At 44.9% G+C, this 20,665-nt stretch carries 19 protein-coding genes; 9 read left to right on the top strand and 10 right to left on the bottom strand.

The window, feature by feature from the left end:
• Window positions 1-90: 90 nt before the first annotated feature.
• Both QWZ04_RS02785 and QWZ04_RS02790 read right to left on the bottom strand, forming a co-directional pair.
• Window positions 91-960, bottom strand: a complete 870-nt coding sequence (locus QWZ04_RS02785; RefSeq protein ID WP_353958842.1) for a response regulator — start codon at window positions 958-960, stop codon at window positions 91-93.
• Window positions 953-1,663 carry an Hpt domain-containing protein gene (locus QWZ04_RS02790; protein ID WP_290324712.1) on the bottom strand — a complete coding sequence of 237 codons (711 nt, stop codon included), beginning with the start codon at window positions 1,661-1,663 and terminating at the stop codon, window positions 953-955. Before QWZ04_RS02790 ends, QWZ04_RS02785 begins: the two co-directional genes overlap by 8 nt.
• 230 nt (window positions 1,664-1,893) lie before the next feature.
• Between QWZ04_RS02790 and QWZ04_RS02795 the strand changes: the two genes are divergently transcribed.
• Window positions 1,894-2,121: a glutaredoxin family protein gene (locus QWZ04_RS02795; protein ID WP_290324714.1), complete on the top strand. Its 228-nt coding sequence runs from the start codon at window positions 1,894-1,896 to the stop codon at window positions 2,119-2,121.
• Between the two features lie 2 nt (window positions 2,122-2,123).
• Here the strand turns inward: QWZ04_RS02795 and QWZ04_RS02800 are convergent, their stop codons facing one another.
• Entirely contained in the window at window positions 2,124-2,996 is an 873-nt protein-coding gene (locus QWZ04_RS02800; protein WP_290324715.1) for a LysR family transcriptional regulator, read from the bottom strand.
• A gap of 139 nt (window positions 2,997-3,135) precedes the next feature.
• Here QWZ04_RS02800 and QWZ04_RS02805 point away from each other — a divergent pair, with 139 nt between their 5' ends.
• From QWZ04_RS02805 to dbpA, 3 genes are all read left to right on the top strand, one after another.
• A complete protein-coding gene (locus tag QWZ04_RS02805) occupies window positions 3,136-4,344 on the top strand; it encodes an MFS transporter (RefSeq protein ID WP_290324716.1) in 1,209 nt (402 codons plus the stop codon).
• 48 nt (window positions 4,345-4,392) lie between these two features.
• Entirely contained in the window at window positions 4,393-4,959 is a 567-nt protein-coding gene (locus QWZ04_RS02810; RefSeq protein WP_290324717.1) for a DUF1415 domain-containing protein, read from the top strand.
• A 113-nt stretch (window positions 4,960-5,072) separates the two neighbouring features.
• Complete coding sequence (gene dbpA, locus QWZ04_RS02815) at window positions 5,073-6,470, top strand: ATP-dependent RNA helicase DbpA (RefSeq protein WP_290324718.1); 1,398 nt, start codon at window positions 5,073-5,075, stop codon at window positions 6,468-6,470.
• A gap of 56 nt (window positions 6,471-6,526) precedes the next feature.
• On the opposite strand, the gene QWZ04_RS02820 is transcribed toward dbpA, so the two are convergent.
• On the bottom strand, window positions 6,527-6,895 hold the full coding sequence (locus tag QWZ04_RS02820; protein WP_290324719.1) for an MmcQ/YjbR family DNA-binding protein: 369 nt from the start codon (window positions 6,893-6,895) through the stop codon (window positions 6,527-6,529).
• 167 nt (window positions 6,896-7,062) lie between these two features.
• On the opposite strand from QWZ04_RS02820, the gene QWZ04_RS02825 reads away from it, so the two are divergent.
• Window positions 7,063-7,638, top strand: a complete 576-nt coding sequence (locus tag QWZ04_RS02825; RefSeq protein ID WP_102521338.1) for a nucleoside triphosphate pyrophosphohydrolase family protein — start codon at window positions 7,063-7,065, stop codon at window positions 7,636-7,638.
• Between the two features lie 153 nt (window positions 7,639-7,791).
• On the opposite strand, the gene QWZ04_RS02830 is transcribed toward QWZ04_RS02825, so the two are convergent.
• Complete coding sequence (locus QWZ04_RS02830) at window positions 7,792-9,390, bottom strand: isocitrate lyase (protein ID WP_290324722.1); 1,599 nt, start codon at window positions 9,388-9,390, stop codon at window positions 7,792-7,794.
• Window positions 9,391-9,539: 149 nt separating this feature from the next.
• Window positions 9,540-11,708 carry a malate synthase G gene (locus QWZ04_RS02835; RefSeq protein ID WP_290324724.1) on the bottom strand — a complete coding sequence of 723 codons (2,169 nt, stop codon included), beginning with the start codon at window positions 11,706-11,708 and terminating at the stop codon, window positions 9,540-9,542.
• A gap of 178 nt (window positions 11,709-11,886) precedes the next feature.
• Between QWZ04_RS02835 and QWZ04_RS02840 the strand changes: the two genes are divergently transcribed.
• Window positions 11,887-13,494 carry a DUF3612 domain-containing protein gene (locus QWZ04_RS02840; protein WP_290324727.1) on the top strand — a complete coding sequence of 536 codons (1,608 nt, stop codon included), beginning with the start codon at window positions 11,887-11,889 and terminating at the stop codon, window positions 13,492-13,494.
• 54 nt (window positions 13,495-13,548) lie between these two features.
• On the opposite strand, the gene QWZ04_RS02845 is transcribed toward QWZ04_RS02840, so the two are convergent.
• Window positions 13,549-15,027: a DEAD/DEAH box helicase gene (locus QWZ04_RS02845; RefSeq protein ID WP_290324729.1), complete on the bottom strand. Its 1,479-nt coding sequence runs from the start codon at window positions 15,025-15,027 to the stop codon at window positions 13,549-13,551.
• Between the two features lie 255 nt (window positions 15,028-15,282).
• On the opposite strand from QWZ04_RS02845, the gene QWZ04_RS02850 reads away from it, so the two are divergent.
• From QWZ04_RS02850 to QWZ04_RS02860, 3 genes are all read left to right on the top strand, one after another.
• Window positions 15,283-15,483, top strand: coding sequence for a hypothetical protein (locus QWZ04_RS02850; RefSeq protein ID WP_102521334.1), 201 nt, complete (start codon window positions 15,283-15,285; stop codon window positions 15,481-15,483).
• A complete protein-coding gene (locus QWZ04_RS02855; RefSeq protein WP_290324734.1) occupies window positions 15,461-15,799 on the top strand; it encodes a hypothetical protein in 339 nt (112 codons plus the stop codon). Before QWZ04_RS02850 ends, QWZ04_RS02855 begins: the two co-directional genes overlap by 23 nt.
• Window positions 15,800-16,146: 347 nt before the next feature.
• A complete protein-coding gene (locus tag QWZ04_RS02860; protein ID WP_290324736.1) occupies window positions 16,147-17,589 on the top strand; it encodes a glyceraldehyde-3-phosphate dehydrogenase in 1,443 nt (480 codons plus the stop codon).
• A gap of 118 nt (window positions 17,590-17,707) precedes the next feature.
• Here the strand turns inward: QWZ04_RS02860 and btuD are convergent, their stop codons facing one another.
• The 3 genes from btuD to QWZ04_RS02875 form a co-directional block, all read right to left on the bottom strand.
• Complete coding sequence (gene btuD, locus QWZ04_RS02865) at window positions 17,708-18,457, bottom strand: vitamin B12 ABC transporter ATP-binding protein BtuD (RefSeq protein WP_290324739.1); 750 nt, start codon at window positions 18,455-18,457, stop codon at window positions 17,708-17,710.
• Window positions 18,444-19,439 (bottom strand): vitamin B12 ABC transporter permease BtuC, encoded by a 996-nt coding sequence (gene btuC / locus QWZ04_RS02870; RefSeq protein WP_290324781.1) that lies wholly within the window; start codon window positions 19,437-19,439, stop codon window positions 18,444-18,446. Before btuC ends, btuD begins: the two co-directional genes overlap by 14 nt.
• Before the next feature lie 68 nt (window positions 19,440-19,507).
• Complete coding sequence (locus QWZ04_RS02875) at window positions 19,508-20,614, bottom strand: succinylglutamate desuccinylase (protein WP_290324741.1); 1,107 nt, start codon at window positions 20,612-20,614, stop codon at window positions 19,508-19,510.
• Between the last annotated feature and the right edge of the window lie 51 nt (window positions 20,615-20,665).

Consider the following 20,665-nt stretch of genomic DNA (forward strand, 5'->3'; position numbering starts at 1 on the left):
CTCACATTGAACAACGTATGTCGACAACATAAAGGAAATACAAAGAGCGCGCTATTGTACTGGGTATCAAAGATAAAGCTACGAAAGTGGCTAAGTTTTCACGTTCATTTTCGTGCTTTGATCTTGCTCGGCGTACTCTGAGGCAATTATCGCCAATTGTTGTTCCACCAGCAAGAATGCTTCGATGACTTCACTGTCAAAATAATTGCCCGCAGAAGACAACAAGACTTCGACTGCTTTATCGTGAGACAACTTAACAGGCTGTCTCTTAGATGAAATCAACACGTCGTAAACTTCAGCGACCACCATTAAGCGTGAGTTCAATGGGATCTGATCTCCCACTACAGATGACAGATGTCTGTTGCTGCCGACATTCTCCGCTAAAAGCTTTACGTATTTCTGAATTCTGACTCGACGTTTTTGTTGGCTACTGCTGTATTGAGCGTCGGCCAGAGAGGCCATTGCGGTCATTATCGCTTGTTGCAGAATATCTTGTTCGCGAGTGCGCTCACGGATACGCAATTCTAGCTCGTCTTTTTGCTGCTCTAGACGCTCCATGGTCGTTTTTAACTTCAGGTGTGTGCTTACTCGGGCAAGTAAGATGGGCGGGCTAAGCGGTTTTTGAATGTAATCCACCGCCCCCACATCAAAGCCTCGCTGTTCGTCTTCTATTTGAGAGCGGGCGGTTAAAAACACCACAGGGATACCGGCTGTTATTGGATTATTTTTCAGCCTTAAACACACATCGTATCCATCCATCATGGGCATCACAACATCGAGCAAAACTAAATCGGGCATAAACCGTTCGCACAACTCTATGGCTTGCAAGCCACTGACTGCAGCTAACACTCGGTAGTCGTCTTTTAGAATTTGCGTAAGCAGCGTACGATTGTCTGCAGTGTCGTCCACAACCAAAACGGTTTTCGATTTCTTAGCTTGAACCATTGTCTGTTCACCCACGTTTAATTTGCTCTAATTCTGGCCATAATTGGCGTAAGATCTTACCCGCGACTTCGAAATCACATTGATGAATGCTTTTATAACACACCTCGAATTTCTGACCACCCAAGGCTTGGTCTAACTCGGTATAGTGGCGTTCTGCGTACTCAATGGCGGATGTATCGTAGTTATCGAGAAAATAAAGTAACTCGGTCAACACTTGCTTCACTTGGCCTGTGTGGTTATCGGATAGGCAATTGAAAGTGGAAACGGTGCAGGTGTTGTGTCTTCGTTGCGACAGTTTTGTTTGTGGCGTTTGTTCCGTTTGAATAACGGCGTGAAGTTGCTCGAAGAAGGTGCTTAAATCGCTGGTCAACTGTGCTAACTTTTCAATGACACGCTCACCGTGAGGGTTGGCTTTTAATAAAGATTCTAATTCACGCGCTTTGTCTGAAATACCCATTGCCCCCAAATTTGCACTGGTGCCCTTTAACGTATGCAGGCACATAATGGCGGACGGATAATCCTGTTGCAGCATAGCCGAGGTCATACGCACTTCAAAATCTACTTCACTTTCTATCCATTGACTCAACAGCTGATGGTAAATGCTGTTATTTCCGCCAAACCTTGCCAATGCCTCAGAGACATTAAGCCCACTCACCGACTCGAGTGGCGAAACCTGTTCATCATTGCTGTGTGTTGCATTTATTGAATGATCAATCATTTAGTATCTGCACCATTGCTTGCCAACATTGAACCCGACACTGGGCAACTGCACCCATATTCACCACTAGAGCCTACCTGTCTAAGCATAGCCAATGAGCGAAAATGTGCTCATATATCTCTGCAGTGTCATATTATTATTTGTTTTTTTATCAGCATAGACTACGCAAGGCTTTTTCCCTATGCTACTTTAGGCTAGAATCTCGCGCTCAAAGCGAAAGAGAGATGATCATGAAAAGAGTTGTTTTGTACATCAGCGATAAATGCCCACATTGTAAAGATGCGCAGCGTTATCTTGATTCTAAGAAAATCGCCTACCGTTTAACCAATGCGAAAATGCAAAGAGGAAGAAAAGAACTGCAAGCTATGGGCGCTCGTTCTGTTCCTGTATTGAAGATTGGTGACCAAGTGATGGTTGGTTGGGATGTAAAAACCTTCGACCGCATGTACACCAGCTAGTACTACGATCTTTGGCTTTTGACGTACTCGATGAACGTACGCTCAGCAATGGATAAATAGCCTGTTTTGCGCCACGCGAGTGCAAGATCAAGATAAACAGGCTGTTTAAATGGAATGCCCACTACACCGGTTTCATTGTCGGTAACCAGTTTAAGCAACGCAGTAATCGCAAACTCTCGTTTGACGATCTTGAGGATCATCGGCACTAGGTTAGTCTCAAATGAAAAATGCGGCTGATACCCCTGCGCCACACAAACTTCATCAATAAACTCTCGGTGAAAGTAGCCCGCTTTAAACATCACCAACTCTTGAGAGAAAAACTCTTGGTAAGTGATATACGGTTTGTCCGCGAACGAGTGCGTTGGAGATGTAACGGCCACCATCTCTGATTTTAAAATGGAGTCAGTCTCTAGCGACGACGGAATATCTTCGTTTAAGATAACAGCAAGATCCAACTCCCCATCTAATAGCATCTTTCTCAAAGACTGTGCACCCGCTTCTACCATGGTGAGCTTTAAATTTGGGTAACGGGACTTAAAGCCCATCAAGATTTCTGGGAAATAATAAGACCCCATCATACTCGGTACACCTAGCTTTACTTCGCCTTTTTCCAGCCCTTTTAACTCTTGCATGGCAAGGTGCGCATCGTCGAGCTGTTGGATTACTCGCTTAGCATAGGGCAACAAGACTTCTCCCTCTTGAGTCAGCGCCATGGTTCTCTCATCTCGGCGAAACAAGCGCACGTCTAATTCGGTTTCTAGCTTTTTAATTGCCACGCTTAAGGCGGGTTGAGCAATATGCAGTTCCCGTGCGGCTTGAGTCATATTGCCGGTTCTTTGTATGGCCAAAAAATAACGTAACGGTTTGCTTTCCACTTTGTTCCCTCCCACGATGGTGATAGCTTGTTGATGATGGTGATAGTTTTTAGTTATTGATGCGATAATTACAATATATTTTATATATCACAATCACTTTGATAACCTGATCACATATTCAAGCCAACCTAAGCCCATTATGATAGAACCTAAAACGCCCGCTTACCGTCGCGTCAGCTTTGCCCTTGCCTTTGGGTCTTTTTTGGTTTTTTGTAATCTCTACTTATTTCAACCTATGCTTCCGCTCATGGCCGATGCCTTTTCCGTGTCTGCAACGCAAGTTAATTGGCTGCAAGCTTCTAGTACGCTGACCTTAGCGGTGTGTCTTGTGCCGTGGGCGGTCTGCTCGGAAATGTTAGGGCGTCGATTTGTGATGCTGCTTAGTCTGTTTCTATTGCCGGTGGTTGGCCTAACCATGTTACTTAGTAGCAGTATTGTTGGGTTATCTCTCGCACGCGGTGCTATGGGTGTGGCACTCGCTGGGTTCGCCGCTGTGGCAGTTGCCTATATGGCAGAAGAGTTCAGCCCAAAAGCACTGGCATTGGCCGTTGGCACTTACGTCAGCGCAAATTCACTCGGAGGCATTGCTGGCCGAATTTTTGGTGGCGTAGTTTCAGACTGGTACAACTGGCAAACCGCAGTTGTCGCTATGGCTGTGTTTTCCCTACTCGGCGCTTTGCTCGTCATGAAAGCTTTACCTGCTCAGCGCCACTTTAAGCCACAGCGTGGTTTGTTCTTCCATCACAACAAAAGTGTGATTGAGCATTTAAAGCAGCCCAAACTGCTGTTGGCTATGATAATTGGAGGGTTAAACTTTGCACTGTTTGTTAACCTATATTCAGTCGCGGGCTTTCGCTTGGTTGCCCCGCCTTATAATTGGCCTGTCAGCCTCGCCTCTACCATTTTTCTTTGCTATCTCGCCGGTACACTCAGTGCACGACTTAGTGGAATTTGGAGCCAAAAACACAGCAAAATAATAGGAATGGTTGTCGGTACGAGCATCAGCTTGCTGGGTATGCTGGTGGCCTATGTTGAATCTGTCTCCGCTATTTTAGGTGGGCTAATGCTGGTGAGTTTTGGGGCGTTCTTCACTCACTCTCTTGCTTATAGTTGGGTAAGCCAGCAAGCCAAAACGGCTAAGGCTACGGCCACTGCATTGTATTTGGTTCACTATTACATTGGGGGCAGTATTGGTGGCTTCTGGCTGATCTATTGCTGGCAACACGGCGGCTGGATAACAGTGATTGAGGGTGCATGCCTATTGTATATAGGTATTTTCGTTCTGTGCTGGCGTTTACATCAACGGGTGACCATTGAAGCGCAAGGAATGTCTCCGCAACAGTGTTAAAGCTATGCTACCCTCTAGATCATAATTCCAAGGAGAAAGTATCGCTTTATGCCAACCACCATGACACCGGAAGATCAAAACATTCATGCTCAAGTAAACCAATGGCTAGAGGATGTCGTCATTGGGCTCAATTTATGCCCATTTGCAGCCAAACCAAACCGCAATAAGCAGATTAAAATTGCGATCAGCCATGCCACTGAAGAACAAGCCCTACTTGAAGACATTTTGGCTTGGTTGATGGAATTGGATTCAACTAAGGCCGAAGATCTTGAAACCACGATCGTTACCGTGCCAAATATGCTGCAAGATTTTTTCGACTACAACTTGTTCATTGATTGGGTTGAAGCGTTAATCAAGCAACAAGGCTGGGATGGTATTTTCCAAGTTGCGACTTTTCATCCAGACTACTGCTTTGGCGGCACCGATCCTGAAGATGCAGAAAACCTGACCAACCGTTCTCCGTATCCATTATTTCACCTGATCCGTGAAGAAAGTATGGCAAAAGTTTTGAAGCATTACCCTAACCCTGAAGACATTCCAGACACGAATATCGCCCGAGTAGAATCACTGACTTCTGAAGATAGGCGTAAGCTGTTTCCTTACTTATTGAGTTAATGCCAAGCCTAGGTAAGTTATTTGCTGCTTTAGACTAATTAACGTTTGCAATATTGCGTGTAGGTCGTTACTTTCCACCTCCATATTCTTTTGTACCACAGTAGGAAGCCACTTTGAGCCAATTACCGTTTTCTCAACTAAACCTGAAACCTGAATTAGCTAGCAACCTTGATTCTTTAGGTTACGAGCACATGACACAAATTCAGGCAGAAAGCCTGCCTCTTATCCTTGAAGGAAAAGACGTGATTGGTCAGGGTAAAACTGGCTCGGGTAAAACGGCTGCGTTTGGTCTTGGTCTTCTACAAAACCTGAACGTGAAGCGCTTCCGCGTGCAAACCTTGGTGTTATGCCCGACTCGCGAACTAGCAGACCAAGTGGCAAAAGAAATTCGTAAACTGGCTCGTGCGGTTCACAACATTAAAGTGCTGACATTATGTGGCGGTATGCCAATGGGCCCGCAAATTGGTTCTTTAGAACATGGCGCTCATATTTTGGTTGGTACCCCGGGCCGTATTCTGGATCACCTACAAAAAGATCGCATCGATTTAAGCGAATTGAACACGTTAGTGCTTGATGAAGCCGATCGCATGTTAGAAATGGGCTTCCAAGATGCACTAGATGCCATCATTGATGAAGCACCAACCGATCGCCAAACACTGCTATTTAGTGCAACGTACCCTTCAGCTATTGAGTCTGTTGCTAAACGTATCATGAACAAGCCAACGCTGATTAAAGTAGAAGCGACACATGATAACTCGACCATTGCACAGCGTTTTTACAAAGTAGACGACTTCGAACACCGTCTAGATGTAACCCGTTTACTTCTTCTTCAGCACCAACCTGAATCTGCGGTTGTGTTCTGTAACATGAAAAAAGACGCGCAAGAAGTGGCCGATGAACTGGCACATTACGGCTTCAGTGTTATCGCGTTACATGGTGACTTAGAACAACGTGAACGTGACCAAGCGTTACTGCAGTTTGCAAACAAGAGTGCTTCTATCTTAGTTGCAACCGACGTCGCAGCTCGTGGCCTAGACGTTGAAAACCTAGATGCGGTCATCAACTTCCAATTGGCCCGTGACGCTGAAACGCACGTTCACCGCATTGGTCGTACTGGCCGTGCTGGCGCGAAAGGCATTGCATGTAGCCTATTTACCGAAAAAGAAAGCTACAAAGTGGCTCAAATTGATGAGTACATGGACACCGCGATCATGCCTTCTGCTCTACCGAGCGAGAAGTACTTCGATAACGAACCGTACCAAGCTCAGATGATCACGATGCAAATCGACGGCGGCAAGAAAGACAAAGTACGCCCAGGTGACATTTTAGGCGCGCTAACGGGCGAAAATGGCATTGCAGGTACTGACGTTGGCAAAATTAACGTAACAGCAGTAAGCGCATACGTTGCCGTGAAAAAAAGCGTAGCGAAAAAAGCATTCAAGAAATTGGAAGCAGGTAAACTGAAAGGCAAGCAGTTCCGCGTACGCTACTTGTCTCAAAAGCGTTACTAAACACCGACTTTTATTATTAATTTATTGTTACTGACCTAGCGCCCTGCTGGGTCAGTTTATTTTGCCAGCAAAGCCTCACGCTGAACTTTCGGCAATTTAGACACCACCAACTTATACGACCCATCAACCAGATCTTTAATCATTCCCTCACTGACATCACCTTCCATTGTAACGGTAATCCAATGCTTTTTGTTCATATGATACCCGGGAATGATGGCATCAAATTGTTCGGTGAGTACTTCTACATCTGCGGGAGTGGCTTTCAATGTGATACACAGTTTTTCCTTGTGAAAAGCAATAAGCGCAAACATCTTGTCACGCACTTTGAACACGCTAGCCTCAGGGCCAAATGGATAGCTTTGATCGCTTCCACGAGACTCTAATACGTAGTCGGTTAATGCTTGTTCATTAATAATACTGGTCATTTTCATGCTCCCTTTCTCTCAGGCTAAGATCCGTCATTCCCTATGATGATCATACTGCCTTGATCTAACAAGATTTTGAATCGCTTTAACTAAAAAAGTTGATGCAGACGGTTATCTCGATTGCCTTAATCTGCTAGTATGCGGAAAAAATTTTGGAACTCAAAACTATGCAACTGACTCTGCTTACACAAGAACTGTACGATCACCTTTACCGCGACATCACTGAATTCCGTTCAACGTTCGATCTTCCAGTAAACGACGCGGCAAGCCTTGATGCTAAAGCGGATCAACTGCACTCATCTCTTGCGATTGAAGAGCTAACTGAGCTTGCAGAAGCCGATTGTAAAGTAGAACAAGCAGATGCCATCATCGATTCTGTTTATGTTTTGGTTGGTCGCCTAGTGCATTTAGGCCACAGCAAAATGGAAGACAACCTTGCCATTAGCTACTTGATCGACCTATTGCTTCACGTTGCTGCCAACCGTGGTATTGACTTCACACCTTGCTGGGATGAAGTTCACTCTAGCAACATGAGTAAAGTATGCCGCAATGAGCAGGAATTTTTAGACACGCAAGAATTCTACGCGAAGCAAGATATTGAGCTGATGTCGGTGACTAAAGGAAATTACGTTATCGCAAAATGTGCGAAAGACGTAACAACAGACAGCAAAACCATTCGCCAAGGTAAGGTTTTAAAATCGGTTTACTACCGCCCTGCTGATTTGGCAAAGCTGGTTAAATAACCCAAAGCTTACAGAAAAAATAAAAGCCAACCTGATAATAGGTTGGCTTTTTAACAATGAAGTCTCAGTACATTATTGGCTGGCGATTAACGCACACTCCTCTCCATTCTTATTCTTAAACGTCTGTTAGCTTTCGTTTACGCGACCTTACGGTTAAGCAAACTGGTTCATCGTATTGTTTTCACCGGACGCTTTCAGTGCCTGTTCACCAGAGAAGTACTCTTTATGGTCATCACCAATGTTAGAGCCTGACATATCTTGGTGTTTAACCGATGCCAATGACTGACGAATTTCTTTACGTTGAACTTCTTTAACGTAAGCCAACATGCCTTGCTCACCGAAGTAGTCTTTCGCTAGGTTATCTGTTGAAAGCGCAGCGGTATGGTACGTTGGTAGCGTAATTAGGTGGTGGAAAATACCCGCATCTCGCGCTGCATCACGTTGGAAGCTTTGGATTTTCTCATCCGCCGCTCTTGCTAGGTCAGACTCATCGTACACGCTGCTCATCAGTTGATTGCGGTCGTAAGCTGATACGTCTTTACCTTCTTCATTCCATGCATCAAAGATTTGCTGACGGAAGCTCATTGTCCAGTTAAACGACGGGCTGTTGTTGTAAACCAGTTTCGCATTTGGAATTACCTCACGAATACGGTTAACCATGCCTGCAATTTGCTCTACGTTTGGTTTTTCAGTTTCAATCCAAAGTAGATCCGCACCGTTTTGCAACGAAGTAATGCAATCTAGTACCACACGATCTTCGCCTGTATCTGGCTTAAAGCGCACCAAGCCATTTGGAAGACGCGTCGGTTTAATGTATTGCTCACCTTGCTTCAGAACCATATCGCCGGTTTCTAGCTCAGACAAAGACGTAATTTCTTGGCCATCGATGAATGCATTGTATTGCTCAGCCAAATCACCAGGAGATTGAGATACTGGAATTTTTTGCGTAAGACCAGCACCTAGTGAATCGGTACGCGCCACGATAACCCCATCATCAACGCCCATTTCTAGGAATGCGTAACGAACCGCATTGATTTTCGCCAAGAAATCTTCATGTGGAACCGTTACTTTACCGTCTTGGTGACCACATTGTTTTGCATCCGATACTTGGTTTTCAATTTGAATACAACATGCACCTGCTTCAATCATTTTCTTCGCAAGTAAGTACGTTGCTTCTTCGTTACCAAAGCCAGCATCGATATCCGCTACAATTGGCACAACGTGTGTTTCAAAGTTGTCGATTTGGTTTTGAACTGCTTGCGCTTTTACCGTGTCACCAGAGTCACGGGCTGCGTCTAGATCTTTGTAAAGGTGGTTAAGCTCACGTGCATCTGCTTGTTTCAGGAACGTATAAAGCTCTTCAATCAACATTGGCACGGTGGTTTTTTCGTGCATTGATTGGTCAGGCAGTGGACCAAACTCTGAACGAAGCGCTGCAACCATCCAACCTGAAAGGTAAAGGTAGCGACCACGTGTAGTTTCAAAGTGCTTCTTAACCGAAATCATTTTTTGTTGGCCGATAAAACCATGCCAGCAACCTAGAGACTGCGTGTATTTAGCCGAATCTTGGTCGTAAGATTCCATATCTTCACGCATGATTTTTGCTGTGTATTTAGCAATATCTAGACCTGTGTGAAAGCGATTTTGCAAACGCATACGAGCTACGTATTCAGGGTTAATCGCCGCCCAAGTTTGGCCTTGCTGCTCGATAGTGTTCGCTGCGTTGTTAGTTTCCGTTCTGTAATTTTCCATGGTATTCCCTCTTTAGCTTCACTTGGTGGACTTGTTAGAATCCGTTGACGTTGTTGGTTTTAAGTTCGAAGTCCTAAACTCTAAGTGCTAAGTGCTAAGTGCTAAGCTCTAGGCTCTTCACTTCGCTTTTAGTACTTCGCCTTTAGTACTTAGCTTTTAGCTCTCCGACGATAGTCGTGCAGTAATGGTTCGGTGTAACCGCTTGGTTGCGCCGCGCCTTTAAAAATAAGGGCTCTTGCTGCTTGGTAGGCAAGGCTGTCTTCTATATCTGGCGTCATGTCTATGTAACCTGGCGCCCCTGCGTTTTGTTCATCAACCACTTTTGCCATACGAGCTAAAATGGTTTCTACTTGGCTATTGCTGCATACCTTGTGCGTTAGCCAGTTAGCTATGTGTTGGCTCGAAATTCGCAGTGTTGCTCGGTCTTCCATTAACCCTACATCGTTGATGTCTGGCACTTTTGAACAGCCAACGCCCATCTCTATCCAGCGAACCACGTAACCTAAAATGCCTTGAATATTGTTCTCTAACTCACGTTCTACATCTTCTGTAGATAGCTGTGTTTCTTGAGGCATGAGTGCAATTTTCAGCATTTGCTTACGCAGCCTCGGGCGGTCAAACTCAAGTGCTTGTTGCTGCTGAGACACACTCATTTGGTGGTAATGCAATGCGTGTAACGTTGCCGCTGTTGGCGATGGTACCCAGGCGGTTGTTGCACCGGACTGAGGGTGTGCGATTTTCTGCTTCATCATTTGCGACATTTCATCTGGCATTGCCCACATTCCTTTACCGATTTGCGCTTTACCTGAAAAACCACACGCAAGGCCAATGGCGACGTTATTTTGCTCGTAAGCGCTAATCCAAGGTTGGTTCTTAATCTCGCCTTTTGGCAAAAATGGCCCAGCCTGCATACTGGTGTGAATTTCATCACCAGTACGGTCCAAAAATCCGGTGTTAATGAACACCACTCGAGATTTTGCCTCTCGTATACACGCTTTCAAATTCAAAGACGTGCGGCGCTCTTCATCCATAATGCCGATTTTGATGGTGTTCTCTTCCAAGCCCAGCATTTGCTCAACACGACCAAACAGTTCGCATGAAAACGCCACTTCTTGAGGCCCGTGCATTTTCGGTTTTACGATATAAATGCTGCCTGTTCGGCTATTTTGTACTCGGCACGCTTCGCGGTTTTTAAGCTCGATGCTTCCAATTAATGCGGTAACTGCGGCATCTACAATTCCCTCTGGTGTTTCCTCACCATCTGCGTTAATCACCAAGTCGCTGCACATCAAGTGGCCAACGTTGCGAATTAACAGCAGAGAGCGACCGTGTAAGGTGTAATCCTCGCCTCTTTTACCTGTGTAAGTGCGGTCTTTATTCATTCTTCTTGTTAGCGTTTTGCCGCCTTTGCTGAATTCAGCAGACAGTGACCCGGTAACTAAACCCAACCAATTTCGGTAAGCGTCTACTTTGTCTTCTGCATCTACCGCTGCAATGGAATCTTCGAAATCCATTATGGTAGACATGGCGGATTCAATTTGAATGTCGTTTACACCCGCTAAGTCTTGGCTACCTATTGCACCTGCACTGTTAATAACAATTTCTACGTGCAGACCGTTGTTTCTCAATACAATTGATGTTGGTTCGCTTTCTAAAGAATTGGCAGCCACAAATTGTCCCGGTTTTTTAAGCCCGGTCTGGCTGCCATCAGGGAAATAAGCCAACAGGTTTTTGAAATATACGGTGTAGCTTTCAACATCGTGATGAGATCCCTCACTCAGTGGAAATGCTTGGTCTAAAAAGTCTTTTGCGTATCCAATTACGCGCTTGCCACGAGCCGGGTTGTATTTTTTACCCGGTTGCAAGCCTGCTTCTTTTTGGTTAATTACGTCGGTGCCATACAGTGCGTCGTACAGGCTACCCCAGCGCGCATTGGCTGCATTCAAAGCAAAGCGCGCATTTTTTACTGGCACTACAAGTTGAGGGCCGGCGATTTTTGCAATTTCGTCATCAACGTTTTCTGTTTCTATTTGAAAATCATCGCCTTCTTCTTCTAGGTATCCGATTTCTGTTAAAAACGCTTGATACTGCTGTGAACTGAATGAACGGTGCTGTTTGTGAAACTCATTTATTTTATGTTGTAGGTCACTACGCGTTTGCAACAAAGCCTGATTCGTTGGGGTAAGATCGTTAATTAGATTTGTTAGATCTTTCCAAAACTTGTCGGCATTCATGCCCGCTAGTGGTAGTACTTCTTCGTTCACAAACTGATAGAAGCCCTGATGGATTTGACATTCCTTTGTAAGTGGTAAGTTCATGGCTTCCTTCCTTTTCATCCTTGATTCGATGTTGTTTACATCGAGTTAACTTTCTCATTCAGTGACTTAGTTCTCTATTTGGATACTAATTGCTCACTTGTTATCTTTTACGCTTTTACTTTAACTAAAAAATAACTAAAATTTCACAAAGAAAATTACACAGTGTGAATTTTACAATATGAAAGCTAACAAAAGTCTATTCCGTCAGTCCCATTTTCTAGGTACAAAGATACGTAACCTACGGAAACGTAACCATTTAACTTTGGATGATCTTTCTTCAAGGTGTATAAAACTGGATGCCGAGTATGCGCCATCAGTTTCTTATCTTTCGATGATTGAACGTGGAAAGCGCGTTCCCAGTGAAGAAATGTTGGAAGTGATCGCCGCCGTTTTTCAAAAAGAAGTGAAATGGTTTCTTGATGATGCCGAAGAGCAGCAAGACATGGTGCCGGAAAAAGGCACTCGCGGCGGTATTCGCGGTATGGCGCTAGAGCCGAGCTTTTTGTTTTCCAATGAGATTCTACAAATAGCCATTCCTGAAATGCTGGCGCAAACAGGCACCACCGGCAGGCAATTTGCCCATCTGTTAATTCGTGCGCACCAAGAGCACCACCAAAACCATTTTCCCGATCTCGAACGCGCTGCTGAAGAAGTGGGGAAAAAGCGCATGCCGTTAAGCGTTTCTGATCTCATGGAAATCTGCACTGATATTGGGCTAAACATTAAGTGGTTTAAAGAGGCACCGCAAAGTGTCACTGACGACAATGTTCGAGGCACGCTGCGAAACAAAGCCGATTCAACCGAACGACAACGTGTTGTGCGCTCGTACTTTGAAGCACCAAACACCCTGCACCTCAATACCATGCTCAAGAAAGATGAGATCAGGTTAAAATACGATATCGCCGTCAATATTGGTCATATGGTACTTCACGATGGTGACGGCGAAAAAAGTATGGTGGTGGCAGACAGCAACCCAAGTTATGGCATCCGAGACGAAAAACAAGGTTCGGTAGAACTTGATTCGACTAAGATCCTGCATGCATGGCGTGATTTCGAATGTTCATTTTTTGCAGGTGCGCTGCTCTGCCCTCGAGTCCCATTCAGGCAGTTGCTTGATCGTAACGGTTACGAGTTAAGTGTCGCCAAACTTGCTGGCGTGTCGGAATCCATTGTCATGCGCCGTATGACAGCGGTGTCTCCGTACCCACATTGGCACTATTTCGACGCCTATAACCCAGGAAAACTTAAAGCCGTGTATCGCGGTAATGGTATACCGCTACCTTGGGGCAACATGAAAATGGTGGAAGACCCATGCCAACATTGGTCGGTCTTTCGTATGGTGACTAAGGATAAAGACTTTAATACCAGCGTTGCTCAAATTTCGATCCTTCACCAAAACAATGTGCCCCACATTTATTGCTGTGAGTCGGTTAAGGTTCAAGATTTAGCCGGTAACCCGCACGTCCTGTGCAGCGGTGTTGATTTAAACCCAGCCATTTCAGCTCAAGGGCACGACGCCGTCGCCATCGCTAATATTTTAAAAGACGCTTGTGTCGAAAACGGCGGCACTGCCGTTATTCCGTTAAAAGTGCGTAAGCTTTTGATGACCGTAGCGCGTATTTTGAACATTAACTGGATTGAACGCGGCATCGATAACCGAGCACGTTTGATTTGTTCACGTGGTGCTCAATGCCCAAGAAAACCTAAATGTTATGCAAAAAAACGAGCCGAGAAAGCCAAGGTAATTGATGTTAAGACGACAGGCACAAAAAAAGCAGCAACCTAAGTTACTGCTTTAATATTTTCTTTTAATGACGTCCTGAGCTAACTTCTTGCTGAATTAGCTAGCGCTCTGCTGTGGCTTACGGCGACGCTGTTGGCCATTACCATTTCCGCTAGGCTTATTACCTGAACGTGGTTTACCTTGGCCAGCAGGCTTTGGCGATTTTTTAAAGTTGCTGCCGTTATTCTTGTGATCACTTGCCGTTGCTTCACCACCTTCTTTTGAGTTACCAGAAGATTGGCTAGCATTGTGACCAAAGTGACGCTTATTTTTGCCCGCAGGTTTATGACCGCGTCTTGCTTCACCAGAACGTTGACCATCTTGATGACCGTTTCTTGAATGATCTCTCTTCGGCTTTTTCGCTTTGACCGGACGACTATTCAAACGTGACTCTGGCAGTGTATTAACTGGTGTAAAACCTTCCAGTTCAACACGTGGGATCAGCTTTTGAATCAAGCGCTCAATGCCAAACAAGTCATCGGCTTCATCAGCACACACTAAAGAATACGCTTTACCAGACTCACCAGCACGGCCGGTACGTCCAATACGATGTACGTAGTCTTCTGCAATGTTTGGTAAATCGAAGTTAACCACTTGCGGTAATTGCGGGATATCAAGACCACGCGCTGCAATATCGGTTGCAACAAGAACACGAACGTCGCCATTCTTAAAGCCTTCTAACGCTTTAATACGTGCGCCTTGGCTCTTATTACCGTGAATTGCAGAAGATGAAATACCTTCGTCTTCTAAAAATTTACTCAGTTTATTGGCACCGTGTTTTGTTCTAGAGAATACCAGCACTTGTTGCCAGTTATTGTCTTTCACTAAACGAGCCAAAGCCGGAGCTTTACGTTTCTTGTCTACTGGGTAGATAAACTGCTCAACGGTTTTTGCTGTTGCGTTACGCGGGCTAACTGAAATCTCAACCGGGTTCTTAACCAAGCCTTTAGCCAGTTCACGAATGCTGTCTGAAAACGTCGCTGAGAACAGCAAATTTTGACGGTTCTTTGGTAGCAGGTTAAGGATCTTGCGAATATCGCGGATGAAACCCATATCAAGCATACGGTCGGCTTCATCTAGTACCAACACTTCAACTTGAGAAAACTTAACCGCGTTTTGCTGATGCAGATCCATCAAACGACCCGGGGTTGCAACCAAGACATCTGAACCTTGACGCAACTTCATCATTTGTGGGTTCGCTTTTACACCACCAAAAATAACGTTTGAGCTCAGGTTTAGATATTTGCCGTATTTTACAACACTGCCATTTACTTGAGCTGCTAGCTCACGCGTTGGTGTTAATACCAAAGCACGAACATGATTGCTTTTTGCTCTTTGGCCTTTTGCTAAACGCTCTAGTATCGGCAATGTAAAACCGGCAGTTTTACCCGTACCTGTTTGCGCAGCTGCCATGACATCTTGACCTGAAATTACTGCAGGGATCGCCTTTTCTTGGATCGGCGACGGCTTATCATAGCCTTGTTCTTCGATTGCTTTCAGGATAGATGGGCATAGCCCCAAAGAGGAAAAACTCATATAAAAATCTCAGTAAAGGAATTTAGTTGAAGGTGCTCAACAAAAGTGCGCCATTTTGCGCCTTTTACCCTTGAACAGCAACACAATTGTGACCAAAGTCCAAATTAGCCACGTATTGCTGATGCTAAACACGCACAAAAGTAGATGACCTTCAGAGCAAAGTTGAATAAACAGTTCATCTGCCATTCAGATAACTTTGCGTAAGATAGGCTCTAACAGCTACACATTGTTAGCTTTGTTGATTGATGAGGAACTATGAAAAGAATATTACTTACTGTTGCTTCACTGTTTGTTGGACTTATCACTTTGTTTACCGGCCTATTTATGGCGGTGTTTATTGGCATTGCTGCGTTAATTACGGGCAAACGCCTACAAAGTAAAATGCAGAAGCAGCAACCGTTCAATTCTGATTCAAACGTGATTGAGGGCGACTATGAAGACATCAGCAGAAAGTAAACGAACCCGATTCAAACGAGCGCTGCGTAAACAAACCGGCTTAGCGTTTTATCTATCCGCAGCGATTACTGCAGCGTACATCAGCTACACGCCGAACGATGGCAATGTTTCTGATGCTAGCAGCGCAAGTAGCCAAGTGGTACAACGCCATGTTAGTGAGACAGATGCTTACTTTTCAGATCACAAAAATGCGAATTCACTCGCAACGATTAAAACAGAATCGGCCCAAAAACAACCTGAAAACAAAGCACAACCCACAACATTTGAGCTGTCTAATTTTAATGATTTTAAGTCAGCAAATACGTTCTCTATCTAGAATATCAACGCCATTTTTGGCGACTTAGATCACAGTGAGTTCATGTAACTTATTACTTGTTTATCTATCACTGTGATCTTTACATTTTTCATCGCAAATTAACTACGCATTCCTCGCATAAAACTAAGCGGTTATAACATAACTTTTCAAACTGCTGGCTTGTTATAGCCATAAAAAGTAACAATTTGGCTACATTAATTTTACTAGCAGATTAAGCCTTTCAAACCTACAATCCCGCCACATAAAAATAACAAAAGAAAAACATTGCTCACAGAGCAGTGATCCCTCAATCGGCCGCCTTTGTACCCAACAATAACGGCCCAAAAACGTGAAAGGTCCAAACAGCGATGAGTCCTGAAAGTTATCTTCTCGATTGGCAAACAAGCCAAACTAATTCCGAAGCAATTTCCCCTATCCTTGGTCAGCTATACCGTCACAAAGGCGTCGAAGTAACGGTCTTTGGCCGCATGATGATCAATGCCTCTACGATTGATATCATCAAAGCGCACCGCTTGGCACGCCGCTATGTTGGCCAAGACATCACAACCGACCAGACGTTGCCTATTATCCAACAATTGAACAATATGTCGCTTTCTCCTTGCCGCATTGATGTTGGCCAACTGGCTTATGATTATTGGCAACATCATGATGACCTAAACAATCTTGATGATTACCTCCAAACAGCATTAGAAACGCCCCTCAACCAAGCGCCAATGACCGAGCCTAAAGACGTCGTTTTATACGGTTTTGGCCGTATTGGTCGCTTACTCACTCGTTTATTAGTAGAAAAGAGCGGCCAAGGATACCCGCTTCGCCTGCGTTCGATTGTTGTCCGTGGTGGTAAGAAAGGTGACTTAGCCAAACGCGCTAGCTTACTGCGCCGTGATTCCGTCCATGGCAACTTTAACGGCAGCATCATGGTTGACGAAGAACGTAAAGCACTCATCGTGAATGGAAATTACATTCAGTTTATCTACGCTAACAGCCCAGCAGAAGTTGACTATAGCGTTCACGGAATCAAAGATGCTTTGGTGGTCGATAACACCGGTGTTTGGCGCGATAGCGAGGGATTGAATAACCACTTAGCGTGCAACGGCGCAGGTAAAGTATTGCTTACTGCACCGGGCAAAGGTGACATAAAGAACATCGTATTCGGTGTAAATGAGTCTGTGATTCAACCTGAAGATACCATTATTTCAGCGGCTAGCTGTACCACCAATGCCATCACACCAGTACTAAAAGCAGTACATGATAAATATGGTGTGCTTTCCGGCCACATTGAAACAGTGCATTCATACACCAATGATCAGAACCTGATTGATAACTTCCATAGTGGTGAACGCCGTGGTCGCTCAGCTTCATTGAATATGGTGCTTACATCGACAGGGGCTGCGAGTGCGGTAGCGAAAGCCATGCCTGAATTAACGGGTAAATTGACCGGTAATTCCATTCGTGTACCGACACCTAATGTGTCCATGGCCGTTGCGAACTTGAACTTAGGCAGCCAAGTAGACAAAGATGAGTTAAACGAATATTTACGTGCTATGGCACTGAATTCGGCGCTCTCTGGCCAAATTGATTACACCGAATCTACCGAAGTGGTTTCCACTGACATTGTTGGTTCTAGACACCCAAGTGTGGTGGATGGCGCGGCGACGATTGCTCAGGATAACCGATGCGTCCTATACATCTGGTATGACAATGAATTTGGTTACAGCTGTCAGGTTGTGCACTGCATGGAGCAAATGATGGGGGTACGTTTTGAAACTTACCCGCAGAAAATTCGATAATGCTTGAGCGGTCAATAGCAAAACATTGATCGTTTAATTTTTACGTTAATCCGATACCCCTGCCGGTTTTCACTTTGTGAACATCGGCAGTGTTCGAATCAGCGGGCAGTAAACATATCTAGCCAAACAATAGATATGAGCGTGTGTCCGAATCCAATTTTTCTACTTTGGTTTGATAAACATCAGACAACAACGCCGGTGTCAGCACTTGTTCGCTACGGCCATAGCCTCTCACTACTCCTTTATCCAACAGCAATACTTTATCCGCGTGACGCAACGTTCGATTGAGATCATGGTTAGCCATAACCACGCTTAAACCCAGCTGCGCTACCTGTTGCACCAACTCGTACATCATGCTTTCTTGACCAACATCTAACGGAGCTGCCGGTTCGTCCAAAATTAATAATTGGCCATAAGGGTTCAATGTTGGCCATATTTGAATGCACAAAGCCGCAAGACGCACTCGTTGCCATTCTCCACCGGAAAGCTCATTCACTGAACGTTCCAGTTTATCTTCGACTTTTAATCTAATGCATATTTCAGACACAGCTTTGGCTACGGCGTTTTCTTCCGCCATACCGGGCACAGACAAAGACAAAAAATGATGAACATTTAAAGAAAAAGCCGGTCTTGCCTGCTGCGACAAATACGCACGTTTGGTTGAAAGCACATCTAAGCTTAATTTAGCTACGTCTTCACCTTGAAGTTGCATTTTTCCATCACATTCCAACAGACCCGACATCGCCGCTAACAACGTACTTTTACCACTGCCATTGGGACCGATAATATGCAGAATTTCGCCTTTTTCAACCTCAAAAGAAAGCGGTAACAAGCGAGTTCCGACCGATAAATCACTAACGCAAATCATGATTTTTTAATAACATCCATATAAAGATTGGCGCGCCAATCGTCGTCGTAACGACCCCTAACGGCAATTCAGCTGAGATAAGCGCAATTCGGGCGATAATATCGGCAAAAACAAGTAATGCAGCACCCGCGATAACAGACATAGGCAGTAAATAGCGATTTTCACACCCAAACGCCAAACGTAATAAGTGAGGAACAACCAAACCAACAAAACTGATGATACCGCCTAACGCAACCGACATGCCCACCAGCAAAGACACCGCAAAGATCAACTGCCAACGTAGCTTAGCTACATCCACACCCAACTGTTTGGCGTGAACTTCGCCAATCATCAGTTTATCGAGCTTTGTTCCCTGCCTACACAACCAAATAATAATCGGGATCATCACTAAGGTTAAGCTGTGCTGGGGCCAACTAGTGCCACCTATACTGCCCATTAACCAATACATGAGGATTCGTAAACTCATGTCGTCACTAAAGTAAAACGCCCACGTCACGCCCGCGCTAGACAATATGCCGAACGCTACGCCAACCAATAATAAGCGTGGGGTACTGAGACGCATGGTTTGTGCAACAGTCACGATCAGAAAGGTAAAAACGAGCGAACCAATCACCGCCGAAAGCATGTATACCTCGGGGCTAGGCGCAAATGGCAGAAAAAACAGCACGACGACCATGGCAAGGCTAGCGCCACCAGAGATCCCTAATACACCGGGTTCAGCAAGGGAGTTACCTAATAACACTTGAAGACTGGCGCCAGAAACGGCTAATGCCGACCCGATGGCGATTGCCGCGAGTAACCGAGGCAACCTTAATTCCATGAACAGCATTTGGTGAAGGGGCTCTGTGACGTTCATTGGCGTAATAAAAACTTCACCAATCGCCAAGTAAGCGAGGCTAAGTAAAACCAATAACCCGACAGCGGTGATAAAGCTGTGTCGCCAGTGATTTTGTTTTTGCAGCAGTAAACGATTAAAGTCCATAGGGGCATGTTCAAGCAAAGGGGCTGATACCTTACCGATTTAGTAAAGAATTGAAAACCCCTAACACATCAATTGTATACCAGTTGTTCGTTTTCAAACTTCCCATCGGCTTCAACAACCATCAATGCCGCTCGCTGACCTATCGCTACGTTGGCGTTAGGAAAGACCACGGCTTCACCCTCGGCATCGGCATACAATAAAGTTTCACCATCAAACCCTATCAACTCCCCCATTGAAAAAGCCGTGAAATTGGCGACTTTGTTATCAAAAGTGAAACTAAATTCTTCTTGGGTTCGGTTAATAGTACGATTAACACGGTACAGCTTAATGGCGTCTAGCCCCTGCCCATCGTTGTGTTTAAGCACAGAATTACTGGCGCAAATCAAATCCGTTAGGCCTTGCTTGAAGCTTTCAATACGCGATAAATCATTGCAGCCAAGTTTCGCCACCTGCCCCAGTTCCATGGTTAATGCTTGCGCCGCAAATACGTGACCAGAGTACCAGCTAAATGTACTGCTCGCCGCGTTAGACAACAATGCCGCTTCAATTTTAGAATTAGTTAAGAACGTGAATAATTCTTGGCTTCTTACTTTATGCTCGGTATGTGGGCTCACTGCAAACGTATAATGCTGTGACGTTCGAATTGCACAGTGCAGGTCAAGATGCCAGCGTAGATGTGCCTCTGTGCCGTGATAAAAATCAGTCACATACTCTTTTAACGCCTCAGCAATTACTGACTCAACTGTTTTTGGTACTACGTCGGCTGAGTTTTTCTTAGCTGGATCGCCCTTAGCCGGCTCTTCCAGAGGTGATGGAGATTTTTCACCAAACAAACGATTGAGATTCTCATCAATAAACCGTGTTTCTGCATTGGTAGACTCGGGGTGAGCAATAATGAATAAGCAACGGTGAAGAGGTTGAAGTGAACCGCTAATGATGTCTTCCACCATTTGAGCGACTAATTCTATTGGCGCGGTTTCATTGCCGTGAATACCCGTTGAAATGATAATGTGCTTGGTTTTTAAACCGACAGTCTCGGGTACATATTCAGCCACGCCACGCGCTAAGATGTTTAGTTTTGCGCCATTTGACAGTGAGTAGACACCTTTGGTTGCATTCAGTTTGAAGTTCAAGGTGTCGTTTAGAAATGAGTTTTCAAAAATAGCGGTTTGCATAGTTACTCCAATCAGCAAACAAATAGGCACACCGCTACATGTTAACTCATT

Origin of the sequence: Vibrio tapetis subsp. quintayensis (assembly GCF_030409945.1) — a bacterium.
GTDB classification, from domain to species: domain Bacteria; phylum Pseudomonadota; class Gammaproteobacteria; order Enterobacterales; family Vibrionaceae; genus Vibrio; species Vibrio quintayensis.

Bases quoted from the DNA above. Each gene is read 5' to 3' on its own strand.
- QWZ04_RS02790 (WP_290324712.1), bottom strand. From the start codon at position 1,663: ATGATTGATCATTCAATAAATGCAACACACAGCAATGATGAACAGGTT.
- QWZ04_RS02795 (WP_290324714.1), top strand. From the start codon at position 1,894: ATGAAAAGAGTTGTTTTGTACATCAGCGATAAATGCCCACATTGTAAA.
- QWZ04_RS02805 (WP_290324716.1), top strand. From the start codon at position 3,136: ATGATAGAACCTAAAACGCCCGCTTACCGTCGCGTCAGCTTTGCCCTT.
- QWZ04_RS02810 (WP_290324717.1), top strand. From the start codon at position 4,393: ATGCCAACCACCATGACACCGGAAGATCAAAACATTCATGCTCAAGTA.
- QWZ04_RS02820 (WP_290324719.1), bottom strand. From the start codon at position 6,895: ATGACCAGTATTATTAATGAACAAGCATTAACCGACTACGTATTAGAG.
- QWZ04_RS02825 (WP_102521338.1), top strand. From the start codon at position 7,063: ATGCAACTGACTCTGCTTACACAAGAACTGTACGATCACCTTTACCGC.
- QWZ04_RS02830 (WP_290324722.1), bottom strand. From the start codon at position 9,390: ATGGAAAATTACAGAACGGAAACTAACAACGCAGCGAACACTATCGAG.
- QWZ04_RS02835 (WP_290324724.1), bottom strand. From the start codon at position 11,708: ATGAACTTACCACTTACAAAGGAATGTCAAATCCATCAGGGCTTCTAT.
- QWZ04_RS02840 (WP_290324727.1), top strand. From the start codon at position 11,887: ATGAAAGCTAACAAAAGTCTATTCCGTCAGTCCCATTTTCTAGGTACA.
- QWZ04_RS02845 (WP_290324729.1), bottom strand. From the start codon at position 15,027: ATGAGTTTTTCCTCTTTGGGGCTATGCCCATCTATCCTGAAAGCAATC.
- QWZ04_RS02850 (WP_102521334.1), top strand. From the start codon at position 15,283: ATGAAAAGAATATTACTTACTGTTGCTTCACTGTTTGTTGGACTTATC.
- QWZ04_RS02855 (WP_290324734.1), top strand. From the start codon at position 15,461: ATGAAGACATCAGCAGAAAGTAAACGAACCCGATTCAAACGAGCGCTG.
- QWZ04_RS02860 (WP_290324736.1), top strand. From the start codon at position 16,147: ATGAGTCCTGAAAGTTATCTTCTCGATTGGCAAACAAGCCAAACTAAT.
- btuD (WP_290324739.1), bottom strand. From the start codon at position 18,457: ATGATTTGCGTTAGTGATTTATCGGTCGGAACTCGCTTGTTACCGCTT.
- btuC (WP_290324781.1), bottom strand. From the start codon at position 19,439: ATGGACTTTAATCGTTTACTGCTGCAAAAACAAAATCACTGGCGACAC.
- QWZ04_RS02875 (WP_290324741.1), bottom strand. From the start codon at position 20,614: ATGCAAACCGCTATTTTTGAAAACTCATTTCTAAACGACACCTTGAAC.